This is a genomic window from Spirulina subsalsa FACHB-351, assembly GCF_026130165.1.
Lineage (GTDB): Bacteria > Cyanobacteriota > Cyanobacteriia > Cyanobacteriales > Spirulinaceae > Spirulina_A > Spirulina_A subsalsa_A.
On the sequence record NZ_JAIHOM010000129.1, the window covers coordinates 1 to 12,976 of the forward strand.

Annotated in this window: 6 protein-coding genes; 2 read left to right on the forward strand and 4 right to left on the reverse strand. The window is 50.6% G+C overall.

Going from position 1 to position 12,976, the window contains the following annotated elements:
• Positions 1–57: 57 nt before the first annotated feature.
• The 4 genes from K4A83_RS19075 to K4A83_RS19090 all read right to left on the reverse strand — a co-directional run bounded on the left by K4A83_RS19075 (position 58) and on the right by K4A83_RS19090 (position 10,853).
• Positions 58–4,299, reverse strand: coding sequence for a DUF1156 domain-containing protein (locus K4A83_RS19075; protein ID WP_265266265.1), 4,242 nt, complete (start codon positions 4,297–4,299; stop codon positions 58–60).
• A 211-nt stretch (positions 4,300–4,510) separates the two neighbouring features.
• Positions 4,511–10,066, reverse strand: a complete 5,556-nt coding sequence (locus K4A83_RS19080; protein WP_265266266.1) for a WD40 domain-containing protein — start codon at positions 10,064–10,066, stop codon at positions 4,511–4,513.
• 22 nt (positions 10,067–10,088) lie between these two features.
• Positions 10,089–10,235: a hypothetical protein gene (locus K4A83_RS19085; protein ID WP_265266267.1), complete on the reverse strand. Its 147-nt coding sequence runs from the start codon at positions 10,233–10,235 to the stop codon at positions 10,089–10,091.
• Between the two features lie 225 nt (positions 10,236–10,460).
• The gene (locus K4A83_RS19090) at positions 10,461–10,853 is read right to left on the reverse strand and encodes a response regulator (RefSeq protein WP_265266268.1); all 393 of its coding nucleotides are present in this window, start codon (positions 10,851–10,853) and stop codon (positions 10,461–10,463) included.
• 444 nt (positions 10,854–11,297) lie between these two features.
• Between K4A83_RS19090 and cbiT the strand changes: the two genes are divergently transcribed.
• Together cbiT and K4A83_RS19100 are read left to right on the forward strand one after the other, a co-directional pair.
• Positions 11,298–11,888: a precorrin-6Y C5,15-methyltransferase subunit CbiT gene (cbiT, locus tag K4A83_RS19095; RefSeq protein ID WP_407810151.1), complete on the forward strand. Its 591-nt coding sequence runs from the start codon at positions 11,298–11,300 to the stop codon at positions 11,886–11,888.
• Positions 11,889–11,978: 90 nt separating this feature from the next.
• A complete protein-coding gene (locus K4A83_RS19100) occupies positions 11,979–12,902 on the forward strand; it encodes a phosphatidate cytidylyltransferase (RefSeq protein ID WP_265266270.1) in 924 nt (307 codons plus the stop codon).
• The last annotated feature ends 74 nt before the right edge of the window (positions 12,903–12,976 follow it).

Below are 12,976 nucleotides of genomic sequence, written 5' to 3' on the forward strand. Positions count from 1 at the left end.
CCCTGCTCCCCTGCTCCCCTGCTCCCCTGCTCCCCCGCTCCCCCGCTCCCCAAGGGGTTAGAAAAGGTCAGGTTGGATGAAGTCTGGGGGTTGGATTTGTGAGGCTAACCGACAGATTTCCGGCCAGGAGATGACTAGGCTGTTGTAGGCTATGCTCTCTTGAGTCCAGCCTTTTCTGTCACAGAGGCTATAAAGTCGGTAGGCGAGGTCGCGGGCAATTTCGCTTCTGCCTCGTAGTTCGGGCAGTCCTTCTAGTTTAGCCAAGAGTTCGGCGGCTCCGGTTTCACCTTTTTGATCCAGTGCGTGGATTAGGTACTGGGCAATTTTCCAGTCAGGGAGGCGGTCGTTGCTGTTGGGAGTCCAGTCGGGGTTTAGTTCGCTACGTTTCAGGAGGCGCACCTTGCCCCCTTTGGCTTCGAGGACTCCGGCATCTACTAGGCCTTGGATGCTGGTGTTTTTGGCTTTGGACAGGGTTTCAGCGTCCCCATATTGCCCGGGGTCAAATTGATGTTGTTCAAACCAGATGAGAGTCCAACGGGTGTCGCTGTCAAATTCCCCTTCTTGTTCGGTTAGGTATTCGTCGAGGAATTGGTTGATCAGTTGGAGGGCGGTGCGCACAGGCAGGGGGGTGCCGTCGTTTCCTAGGATGGCGGCATATTGGGAGTAGATGGCCATGCCGGGGCCAATACTGGCTTGGGCGAGGTCTACGGGGGCGATGTTGCCTTGTTGGAGGGTTTTGAGGGCTTGGGGAAGGTCGCGTTTAAGTTCGGTGAGGAATTGGCGGCGGGTGACTTGGGGTGCGTTGGTGGGGCGGGGGCGGCAGACGAGGACGATGGAGGAGGCGAGGGCGTTGGTGCCAGATGCCACCATACGGTTACTCAGTTCGCTCCGCATGGGCCAGGTGCCATTGATAGTTAGTCCTGATTGAATCAAGCCTTCCAGCATGGTTTCCCAACCTGTAGAGGAAATAACTTCTTCGCCTTTTTTTCCTTCTTCTTCCTGTTGTTTGAATGCGTAGAAGATAGTGACAGGATAGGAGTCATAGGTAACTGCTTTCATACGCGAGAAGGCTTGCTTAATTCCCTCTTCAAAAAAATCTTTGGCTTTTTTCTTGCTGCCTTCAAAACGATAGGGAGTGGAAACCAGTTCTTGGGTTTTGGGAACGAGAAGTGTGCTGCAAATATTGGGGTAGATTTTTCCTAAGGAGCGACGCAACCAAACATAGAAAAAGTCAGAGAGATCGGCATAACCAATATTGTCACAGTTATGCACACAGCCTGTTGCTGTGGTATAGGAATGATCTAGAGTCTCAAAATTGTAGACATATCCGGTATAGGGTTTCTTCTCTATTTTGCGAATCGGAACAAGATAGCCACTATTCCACCAATATCCATGCTGACTAAACCGTTTTAGTGATAGAGGTTCATGCTTGGGTTCACCAATATGCTCTGCAAGTTTCAGTAAGGATTGTCCATTGACGGTGATATTGTGTTGGGGATAACGAGCAATGACAGGGTTGCCATTGACAATCGTGGTTTTAACTGTGCGGGTATGGAGGCAGGAGCGAATACCCAATTTTTGCAAAATGAGTTGAATTTGTCCTGCTAGTGCAGGCGAAACTGTGACTGCTTTATAGCCATTATTGGCACGATAGCCATCGCCCCACCAATAGCCTTTGATGAGTTCTTCTAGAAACTCAGTAGGAAGTTCCAAGATCCATTTCGGTAAACATTTGTGATTATCTTCTGTATAAAACCAAGTGCGAAATAGGGTAGCGATGGGTTTTGAGTAGAAGTTGAGACGAAAAGAATTGTTATTATTTTTTCGATTATCAGTGGTTTTACCCGGACTGAGATGAAAGCAGATTTGCATCAATTGAATGATGTCTTCTTTCAGGTTTTGCTCTTCCCAGTGGAGGGTAAATTGAATGGTGCCGCCATCAGATTCTAGTCTGGCATAACCTTCTGCAATGAAGAATCCGATTAGACGACAAAGAGCAGGGGTGATTTTCAGGTGAGACGGAATTGTGTATTGACGATCGAGGCAAAGAGTCGTGGTTTGTTTTTCTCTGCGATTGAGAGATTTAGGCGTTGCTTTTTGGTAGTGTAACAAACCATCGTGTTCAAGATAGTCACCTTGTGGCAACCAATCTTGCAGCACAATGGATGACTGAAACTGTTCAGTTGTTAGGGTTGGTAGAAAGATTAAATCGTAAGGCTTAACCTCTGCGGTCGGTATCCAATCCAGATGATAATCTGCAAAGGCTTGATGGCGGCAACGGCCTTGACTTTTGATGTAAGAACAGTCTGGATGGCAATAGCTAAATTGATAGCCGCAGGGATTGGTTTGAATGCCATAGATTGGATGTTCTCCAGTGATGATGAGGGGATGGTTAATCCCTGCAATGGTGAGGTGATAAATTTGCCCCTCGTACCAACGTTTAGAGGTGTTGATGACTGTTGAAAATTGTCCTTTGTGGGTTAGGACTTGATCGCCAATTTGAATATCTTGGATGGAGACATAGCCCTTTGTGGTTTGAATGAGGGTGTCAGGGGCAAGACAATAGGGGGGATCGGTGGAGATAAGTTTAGGGGTGGTGTCGTTGGGGTGAGGGGTTGTTGCGTCGTGTTGATGTACGGTTGATTGGGAATTAGGAAATGCAACTTCAAGAACTTTCACAATCCACTCAATTGCACCATTAAAGTTCCCAGTGGAATCGCTCATCGGGTTCGCTTCTACAAAATCCCAAACCATTGGAATAGCTTGTCTGCCAAAAGTATTCCTAGTGCTGTCTCTACTAATATCCCATGAACAAATAGCTGAATTTCTGTCTGCTAACCTGTCAATTCCAAACGCCAAATAAACACTAATCGCATCCCCATAAGCCCTCGCTCCCGTCCCGCCCTCAGCCAACGGTACATCATCATCAGGCAAACCCGCCGCCACAGCATCCGCAATAGCTTTTTCCCGTGCTTCCCCCACCAAATCGCTGAAGGTGGTGAGGGCAACCAATTGACGCGGCGTGAAGAGATGATGAAAGTGAGTTAAACCATACAACGGTGTGAACATAGAGCGGCGATCATCGCCAATTTGACCATCAGGATACCAAGTCGGTTTCGCACTTCTAGCAATTTCTTCATGTTCCTGTGTGGGTGAAAGATAGATTCTGCCCTTTTTCCCTTCAGCCACAATCGCCATTAACTGAGCATCCATGCGCCCTGCCATTCCCTCAGCTTTAATGTGCTTACCATCCGTAGGTTGTCCACAAGCCAAACAGCTAAACGTTGCACCTCGCCCTGTTTTAGGCGGATCTGGTGCCTTCCCCTGCCCCGACTTCGCCACAAACCGGATCCTTGTGTCCTTCCCGCCTTTGTGGTTCATTTCCTCAACCATCGGCTCTACCCAAGCCTCTTTCCCCTTCTTCGTCGAAAGCTGAAACGAACGCACCAAGGGCATCGCACAACCACAAGCCGGATTCGGACATTGCACCGTCCGCGCCCACAACCAAGCAATTACTGTCGCTTCCTGCCTGTCCTTGGTGCCTTCGGGGTTAATTTGTACCTGGGGATATAAATGCCCAATGCGTTCAAAAGCCTGCTCTCGCATCCACTGCCCATAAAACCGCACATCGGCCGCCAGTCCCTGGGCCCCCTTCCACGATTCCAGCTTACTCCGCTTCCGATCTGCCCCATTAATCGGCGCTTGATCCTTAAACTTGGGCGGAATCTCAATCAACGCTTTGTTAATTAACACCGCCACCGGGTTTAAATCACTAGCATGGGCTTCTAGTCCCAGTCGTTGCGCCTCCAAAGGAATCGAACCCCCTCCCGCAAAGGGATCATAGGCTGGGGGTGCATACTGGGCAATATACTCCCGCACCGCCTCCGGTTTCGTTGGCGGTTCCTCTCCCCTCTCCCAAGCCAAACACCGGGCAATTTCTCGCTGTGCCGCCTCTACTACTCCCGAATGGGGGTCATTGACTTCATTCCAAGACACCAGCCCCCGCACCACTGGCTTTTGTTTTCCCTTCTTGTCCGTCTCTATCTCAATCCGCCCCAAAATATCAAAGAGCCGTTGTCGTTCCCTTGTTTGCTCTTCCTCCGTGGGAAACCGATCCGGCCAACTGGAGGGATCATCCACCAGGGAAGCCCACAGCACCGCCCGACAGGCCGCTAAAGGTCGCCGCGCCCACCATAAATGGAGGGTGGAGGGGTGACCATGACGGATGGACTTCTCCCGCGCTGATTCCATGTTGATGGCTTCGAGGGGAAGGGCGACTTCAATGAGCTTTTTTTTCATGGGAACTATAATTTGTAATCGACAAGGGAATTGATAATTGATGATTGCTCCTGATTGGGCGCTGAAGCGCAACTACGAACCTGATTGGGGGCCCAAGCGCAACTACGAACCTGATTGGGGGCCCAAGCGCAACTACGAACCTGATTGGGGGCGCTGAAGCGCAACTACGAACCTCGTTGGGGGCCCAAGCGCAACTAGGAACCGAACTAGATTAGGAGCATAAATGGCGATCGCCTTCCCGCACATTGGGATTATGGCGTAAATAGTCCCGTAACCACAAACAACCTTGCTCCAGCAAGACTTGTAAATCCAAACTCCAGAGGTAAACTGTACTATCTGCCCCTGCCGTCACTAAAATTAAACCATCCGGGCTCCAAGCCATAGCCGTGACCCTCCCCCCGTGGGCTTGCCAAGTCTTTAAGAGCGTATCATTGGTTTGCCAAACCTGTATACGATTGTCCCAAGTGCTAGTCGCCATAATCTCCCCCGTGGGGTCAAACCGTAAATAATTAATACTATCTGTATGGCCAATTAAGGTTTTAATCACCTGTCCTTGTGCCGTCCAGAACTTAATCGTATTGTCATAACTGGCCGAAGCAAACAAGGGGTTTTCTTCACTCCCTTGACTGCCCCGGGGGAAAAACTGCACATCCATCACCCAACTACGATGGCCTTCCAAATTTGATAATGATGTAGAGGCCTTATAACTATGGGGGTCAATCTGCCAGAGTTGGATGGTACTGTCATCACTACCCGCCGCCAAAAAGCGACCATCGGGACTAAAAGCAACACGATTCACCCGGGCATTGTACCCCGCCAAGGTTTGTAAGACCGTGCCTTGAGGAGTCCAGAGTTTCACCGTGCGATCGCGGCCAGCCGTCGCCAATAAGGGGAAATGGGGGTGCCACTGCACATCCGTCACCCAATCCCCATGACCCGTAAAAGTGTGTAGCAGCTCACCATTTTTTGTCCAGATTTTCACCGTGCGATCGCGGCTAGCCGTCGCAATTAACTCCCCATCCGGCGAAAAACTCACCCCTTCCACAAACCCCTCATGGCCCTGTAAATCCCCCAGAAACTCCCCCTCTCGCGTCCAGAGTTTCACCAAATTATCTCGCCCCCCCGTCACCAATCGCTGGCCATCCGGGGAAAACACCACATCATCCACCGCCCCCTGATGCCCCACCAGAGCCACCCGCGGCCGTTCCGCCAAATCCCAAACCCGAACACTCTTATCGTAACTAGCCGAAACCAACCGTTGCCCATCCCGACTAAACCCCACACTCGTCACCCCATCCCGATGACCTAACAGCGTCTGTAAGACCTCTCCCCGACGATTCCAGACCAGAATCCGGTCATCCTTACTCCCACTCACCAAACGCTGGCCATCGGGGCTAAAATTGACTGTAAACACCCAATCCTGATGTTCCGTGAGCGTCTGTTGCAACTCCCCCGTCGCCACATCCCAGAGGCGAATCGTCTTATCATCCCCCGCACTCGCTAAAACCTGACCATCGGGACTAAACGCCACATAACTCACCGCTCCCTCATGACCCCTTAAAGTCTGCACCACCTCCCCCGTCAAGCTGACCAACTGAATCACCCCATCCCGACTAGCCGAAGCGAGGAGATTTCCTTGAGGATGAACCGCCACCCAACGCACAGACTCCTGATGACGGGCGAGAATCCCTTGAAATTCCCCCTGTCTCGTCCATAACTTCACCGTGCCATCTTCCCCCCCCGTAATCAACCGTTGTCCATCGGGTGTAAAACTCACCCGATAAACAATTCCCTGTTGAGTGGCAATAGTACGCGGGGGGGAAAAATGACAGCCTTGGGGCTGTAAACAAGACAGTTGACGCTCCCCCTGTTCCCTGTTCCCTGTTCCCTGTTCCCTGTTCAGAGTCATAGACCAGAGTTTAACCGTGCCATCCTCACTACTAGAGGCTAGTAGCGCATCTTGGGGGGTTTGACTCCAGTCCACACTGGTTACACTTTGCTCATGACCCCGCAAACTGGTTAATAACTGCCCATCAGGTCGCCATAATTTAATCAAACCATCCCGGCTGGTACTAGCAATGATTTGATCTTGGGCGATAAACTGCACTGACCAAGCCACATCCTCATGACCGGAAAAGCGGTTTTTTTCCTGTACGCCATAAACGGCCTGTTCTAGGGCAGAAATGACCTTAAATTGCGTAGCCGGGGGAATTTCGGCTCGGGACAGTAAGGGGAAAGATTTCAGCCATTCTGGGGCAATCTGGCCGAGGGCAATACTCCCCCCTAGCTGACCCATCAAGGGACTATCCCCCCTAGCCCCCCTTCGGAAGGGGGGGAGGAGACTATCCCCCCTAGCCCCCCTTGGGAAGGGGGGGATTGGAGGGAATCCTATTTCCCCTAATCGCCCGTGGGAAGGGGGAGAAACAAGTCGTCCGCGTGGCTCATCGTCCCTTGGGAGACTATCCCCCCTAGCCCCCCTTGGGAAGGGGGGGAGGAGACTATCCCCCCTAGCCCCCCTTGGGAAGGGGGGGATTGGAGGGAATCCTATTTCTCCTAATCCTCCGTGGGAAGGGGGAGAAACAAGTCGTCCGCGTGGCTCATCCCCCCTTGGGAAGCTGGGGAACGGCCACTGGGGGGGGCGATGGCGTTGGATGACATCCTCCTGTAAGGCTTTGGCAGCGCGCAGAGCTTCGAGGAGAGCATCAAAACGCTGTTCGGAAATAAACAAGGCTTCAGAAGAGGTACTCAAGGCTAAGAGTTCGGCATTGAGGGAGGCATTTTGGGCGAGACGTTGCCCTAAATTGGCTTGCCAAGCCCAATATCCAGCCGCGAGGGCTAAAAACCCCATCACCCCGCCGCCGACAATGGCTTTGAGCCGTTGTTGTTCGACCTTGACGAGGGCTTGCTGTTTTTGGGCAAATTGGGCTTCGATGGCTTCGACTTGCACCTGGCTGTATTGCTCCCGAATGGGCTGCACAAGGTAATCATGCACTAATTGATAGCGGTCTTCGGGGTCTTCGGGGAAGCGCACCACTAAGCGGGAACCAACCAGAATTTCTAGGATTAAATCTAGGGAGTCTTGAGTGTCGGAAGGGAGGGGACAAAAGGGAGTTTGTTTCCAAGGCCACCAAGAATTTAAGGGACCCGAGGGGGCGGGGACGGCTTGATGTTCTTTCAGGTATTGGCTTAGTTCGCTTTTGGTTTTCAGGGTGCGGGTGCCGTTGCTGGCGGTGAGGGTAAAGAGGATTTGCCAGACAACCTGACGGTTTTCAATGCCGCAGTCGTCAATGATGGTTAAGAGGGAACGGGTGACAAGGGTGGCTTTGGGATGTTTGCCAAGGTTCTGATACTGCTCGAAGGTGGTGATCTTTTCGGCTTGGAGTTGCGCCCCGACGAGATGGAGTTCAATGGGGCGCACGGTACCCCGGGGTTGGGCTAAATCGGTGACAAAGGCTTCTATTAAGCGAGGTTCAAGGTGAAACTGGGCGGTTTCGGTGAGTTGGTAGATGACTTGATGGGCGTATTCTGGGCTGAGGTCGCCGAGTTGATAGCGAATTTGACGGTCGAGGAGGTTGTTGTTGATGGCTTCGAGGTCTACGGACCGTTCGATGTTGAGCAGGTAGTGTAGGTAATCTTCCCGCAGGGAGAGGATGATTTTGACGAAGGGCAATTGTAGGGCATCGCGCAAAAATTCATAGAATTTCTGTCGTTGGCTTAGGTGGTCTGTGAGAAAAAAGAATTCCTCAAATTGGTCAAACATCAGGACGGTGAGGATTTGCCCTTGGGCGTTTTGCCGCAGGTGTTCAAACAAGTCATTTAAGCGCTGTTCGGGTTGCCAGGGGGGAATGGCCTGACGGTTGGCTTCTAGGGCGGTGTCTTGAAAGGTTTTGTGGGCGTCTTGATAGGCGAGGGTTAATTCTGCTTCCCAGTCCTGATAACGGCTTTGTAAGACGGGCATGACTTCCCGGGCGGAGATGATTTGCCCTCGCAGTTGGGGAATGAGGCCGCCTCGGAGGAGGGTACTTTTCCCGACTCCGGAGAAACCGTGCAGGATGGTGAGTTTATGATCATGACGGCTCATCCGTTCGAGGAGGTCGTTAATCATGGTTTGACGACCGGAGGCGGTGATCAGGTGCTGGGAACGTTGATTCACGAGGTCTGACCAGGAGGCTACCCAACGGTCACTATGGGAGGTGGGGACCCCATGAAAGGCCCGCAGTCCACTGTATTGTTCAACAAAGTGCTTTTCTTGTTTGAGGGTGAAGGCTTTTTGATATTGTTTTTTCTGGAAGTAGAGCGATCGCAACTGTTCCAAAATCGTTAAGTACAATCGCTCTTTTTCTTTACTCTCCAGTCCGTATTGATTCCCCTCAGACCAGTGATGAATCAGGGTTTCTTTACTCTGTTCTAAGGAGGTTTGGGCTAAGTCTACTTGACCCTGTTGGATTTGGGCCTGGGCCAGCAGGAGTAAGTAGTGGGCGGTGGCTTGGGGATTAGGGGCTTGTTGTTGGAGTGCGATCGCCTGTCGGGCTAACTGTTCGGCTCGTTCCCCCACTTTCGCCCCCGGTGAAGCTAGAGCCACTTGGGTTAAAAATCCGTACACCCTGGCACTATGACCGGGATCATTCAGTGCTGTTGTTTGTTTGAGAGCATCTAAGCTTAAGCGTTGGAGCGCGTGCCAATCCCCTAATTTTTGCAGGACTCGCCCCACTTGGACGGTCATTTGATTGACCAGAGGGGTATAGAGGGGGTCTTGCAGGTCACGCTGTTTGATGCGGAAAATCTCCAAAGCGGCCGTAAAACAATATTTGGCCTCTAACCAGCAGGTGTGACTGTTCACAGGTTGTTGTTGCGCTTGCCGACAGTAACACAGCCCCAGATGAAATAAAACCAACCCTTTATGATTTAAAAAGGGGTTCACCGGAAAACGACTCTCTGACCGGGTTTCTGGAAGTTGTTCACTTTTCCAGTAGCCTTTCCCTTGACTCCAAAACCTTAAACTCTCTTGAAAATGCTCAATAGCCTGGTCAATTTGTTGATTGGTGTAGGCATCTCGACCGAGAATAAATGACCAAGTGGCTTCACTGACTGGATTGAGTTGGCTTTGGCTGGTTTCGACGTTGCCTTTGGCAAATTCTAACTCCTGACGAGTGCGACAACCGGGGGCTAAATCGACGGCTTCATTGGGGACAAAATGCTCGACTCCGGCCTCTAGGAGTTGTTGAAAGAGGCAGTCTGTGGTTTGCCACCACAAAACAATGGCATCCCTCGGCGCTAACTCAAATTTTAAGGAGGTGGCCGCCCAACTTTTGAAATCTGGGGCTAAACGGGTGAGTTTTTGCAGCACTTCATCAGTCACCCAGAGCAAAATGGGCAGGGGGAGGGACTTGCGAAACTCATCCCGCATCTGGTTGGTGACTTCTAAGACACTTTCCAACTCGGCCACCCCGTCGAGGTCAAAGACACTTAAAGCGCCGGGCAAAAGTTCGGGGGAAAACCCGCTAAATTCTCGCTCATAGACCTCGTAGAGTGTGGTAAAGAGCGTACTGACGCGAGAGGGGAGATCAATGGGGTACAAGTAGAGGGGATTCGCTTCGGAAATCATCCCCTGTAACTGTTCCCACATTTCTTGTCGTAAGCTTTGATAGTTACAACGGAGGAGGATGAGGGTGAACTGTTCTTGAGAAAAGGCGATCGCTCGTAATAACGTACTCAGGGAGCGTTGATTATTTTCGCTGGTAGGATCGGGAACAGTAGATTCACTCATGGATGAAGGGGAAGGGAGGTCTTCAAGCCACCCGCATCAAGGTTTCCCAGTACCAAAGAAATTCGCGTGTTTCAGCATGACTTGGATCAGGATTCGGTTGAGATTCAGCCGTTGTCACCACTTGAACAGGGGTCGATTCAACCAGGACGGGGTAAAACAAAACTTCCATAACAATCTCCTCTAAAGGTTCTATAGTCTCAAGATAAAGTGAGCCTTAGAACTCAGGAGGAAACCAGCAGACAGTTTATGAATTGCGTGATTTCCGAGGGGGTGAACTCGATCAGCGCGGACTTAACCCCAGAGGGTTTAACTCTTACTGTCCTCTATTTTACAAGGCAATCGCCCGGTCGCCTAGAATATTCTCTCAGGGGGGACAATTCTCCAACTGACTCCTCTACCCCCCTAACAATCCCATTGAACTACTCTCAGCTAATAGTTGTTGAATGGTTTCCACCAACTCATGAGCATGGAACGGTTTAGCAATATAGGCATCTGCCCCTTGTTTGAGTCCCCAGTAGCGATCTACATTGGTTCCCTTGGCCGAACAGATAATAATAGGGATGTCACGGGTGGAGGGGTTGGTTTTGAGTAGACGACACAACTCATAACCATTCAGTTGGGGCATAATCAGATCCAGCACAATTAAATCTGGGGATTGTTGACGAATTTGTTTAATGGCTTCCAGACCATTGGCGGCCGTCCAAATTGTAAACTTATGTTGCCCTAATAAATCCGATAAAATATGTCGTTGCGTTTGACTATCATCAACAATCAGAATGGTGGTCATGAGAACTTCTCCCAACTGAATATAAAAAGGCGCGCTATTAATTCTGTCTAAGCCGTTGACTGTTTTCCGGGAGGAAAGTTGAAGTCATTGCGGCGAATTTTACAAAACCACAGGGGCAATGCACTCCGATGTATTGAGGTCTAAAAATGTGTGATCAATGAACTCCTGTTAGTTCAAGCCGGGAGTTTGGGAGGTCAGCATGAATTTAGGTTCATCATGACCCCGCCTTAACCATGACTTGTGTATTTCCCCTAGATTTACTATGTTAAAACGAATCTGACGAGAGAAACCGACTGACCCCATTAAAAAAGATTACCCAGAAATCCACGGACAAATATCACCTAGGGGATCAGGAAAACTAACGAGGCGGCAAAACACCTCTAGGTTGAGACAGCCGATTTATCGCGCTACCCTAGAAAATTAAACCTTTTAACTCCCATGACCATGCTTTGGCCCTATAGAACCCCCGGCATCCCTGATGATTTATTTGAGCAACTCCCCGGTATTCCTTTAAGTAAACGAGAAGTGCGTCTGTTGATGCTTTCTTACCTGCGTTTAGAGGCTCATTCCGTGGTCTGGGATATTGGAGCCGGGACTGGCACAATTCCCATTGAAATTGGGTTGCTCTGTCCTAAAAATACCATTGTTGCGGTGGAGCGGGATAGTGATGTGGCCAATTTAATTCGGCGGAATTGCGATCGCTTCGGGGTGAAAAATGTGCAGGTGATTGAAGGGAACGCCCCCGACTGTCTAGAAAAAGTCCAACCTCGCCCCCAGCGTGTTTGTTTAGAAGGAGGACGACCCATCAAAGCCATTCTAGAATTTGTTTGGGACTGTTTAGAACCGGAAGGCCGTTTAATTGCCACGGCTTCAAATTTAGAAACCCTCTACGCCATCTCTGAAGGCTTTGCGGAACTCCAAGCGCGTAATATAGAAGTGGTTCAGCCCGTGATTAATCGTTTAGAAACTCGGGGCAATCATCAAACCTTCGCCTCAGTTCACCCCATTTTTATCTTAAGCGGTGAGAAATTATAGCCCCTAAAGATCCACAAGACCCCTTAAGGTTTGATAAGATTTCTTTAACCTCCTCTTATTCTTCCCCCAAATGGTGGAAACGCTTTTGATATGCCTTGGTCACGGATTATTAGCGCCATTGTTGCGATCGCCCTTGCTTTAGGAATGCTCCTAGCCGGGAGTTGGTACTTTGCCGCCGGGTTTATGGTCATTGTCCTATTAGGGGAACTCGAATACTTCCGCCTCGTGCGGGCTAAGGGCATTAACCCAGCCGGAAAAACTACCCTGGTGATCTCTCAATTGCTGCTGATTACCGCCACCTTTAACCCCACCCTCACCGATGCCTTTTTCCCCATTGGTGGTACCTTCATCTGTTTTTATCTGCTCTTTCAGCCTAAATTGGCCTCTATTGCCGATATTTCCACCTCTATTTTGGGGCTATTTTATGGCGGTTGGTTGCCCAGCTATTGGATTCGCTTACGGGTGGGCTTAGAAAGTCATCCCCCCATTCTCATTGCGACTAATCCCAACGCCCTCCCTCAGATTAATATTGGGTTAGATACCCTCCCCCAATGGGAAACAGCTTGGTGGAATATTAACCATTTTTCCCCCGCCCTCAAAATTACCCTGATTGCCTTTGCCTGCATTTGGGCGGCCGATATTGGGGCCTATCTCATGGGCAAGTTTTTCGGGAAAACCCGTCTCTCAGAGATTAGCCCGAAAAAAACCGTAGAAGGGGCGGCTTTTGGCATCCTCGCCAGTGCTTTAGTGGGGGGATGGGGGGCTTGGTATATGCAATGGAACGCTTGGCAAATTAGCGGGATTTTGTTGGGGTTATTAATTGGGGTGGTGAGTTTATTGGGGGATCTTACAGAGTCTATGATGAAACGAGATGCGGGAGTGAAGGACTCGGGTCAACTCATCCCCGGTCATGGAGGCATTCTAGACCGTACAGACAGTTATGTGTTCACCGCACCCTTAATTTATTACTATGTGACGTTGTTTTTGCCTCTGTTGCCCAAGACGCTGTTTTGATCTCCCCAAGGCTGACGCGCCCTCTCCCCTGCTCCCCCGCTCCCCTGCTCCCCTGCTCCCCCGCTCCCCTGCTC

Excerpts from the sequence above, each read along its gene's own strand:
- K4A83_RS19075 (WP_265266265.1), bottom strand. The coding sequence starts at position 4,299 with ATGAAAAAAAAGCTCATTGAAGTCGCCCTTCCCCTCGAAGCCATCAAC.
- K4A83_RS19080 (WP_265266266.1), bottom strand. The coding sequence starts at position 10,066 with ATGAGTGAATCTACTGTTCCCGATCCTACCAGCGAAAATAATCAACGC.
- K4A83_RS19085 (WP_265266267.1), bottom strand. The coding sequence starts at position 10,235 with ATGGAAGTTTTGTTTTACCCCGTCCTGGTTGAATCGACCCCTGTTCAA.
- K4A83_RS19090 (WP_265266268.1), bottom strand. The coding sequence starts at position 10,853 with ATGACCACCATTCTGATTGTTGATGATAGTCAAACGCAACGACATATT.
- cbiT (WP_407810151.1), top strand. The coding sequence starts at position 11,298 with ATGCTTTGGCCCTATAGAACCCCCGGCATCCCTGATGATTTATTTGAG.
- K4A83_RS19100 (WP_265266270.1), top strand. The coding sequence starts at position 11,979 with ATGCCTTGGTCACGGATTATTAGCGCCATTGTTGCGATCGCCCTTGCT.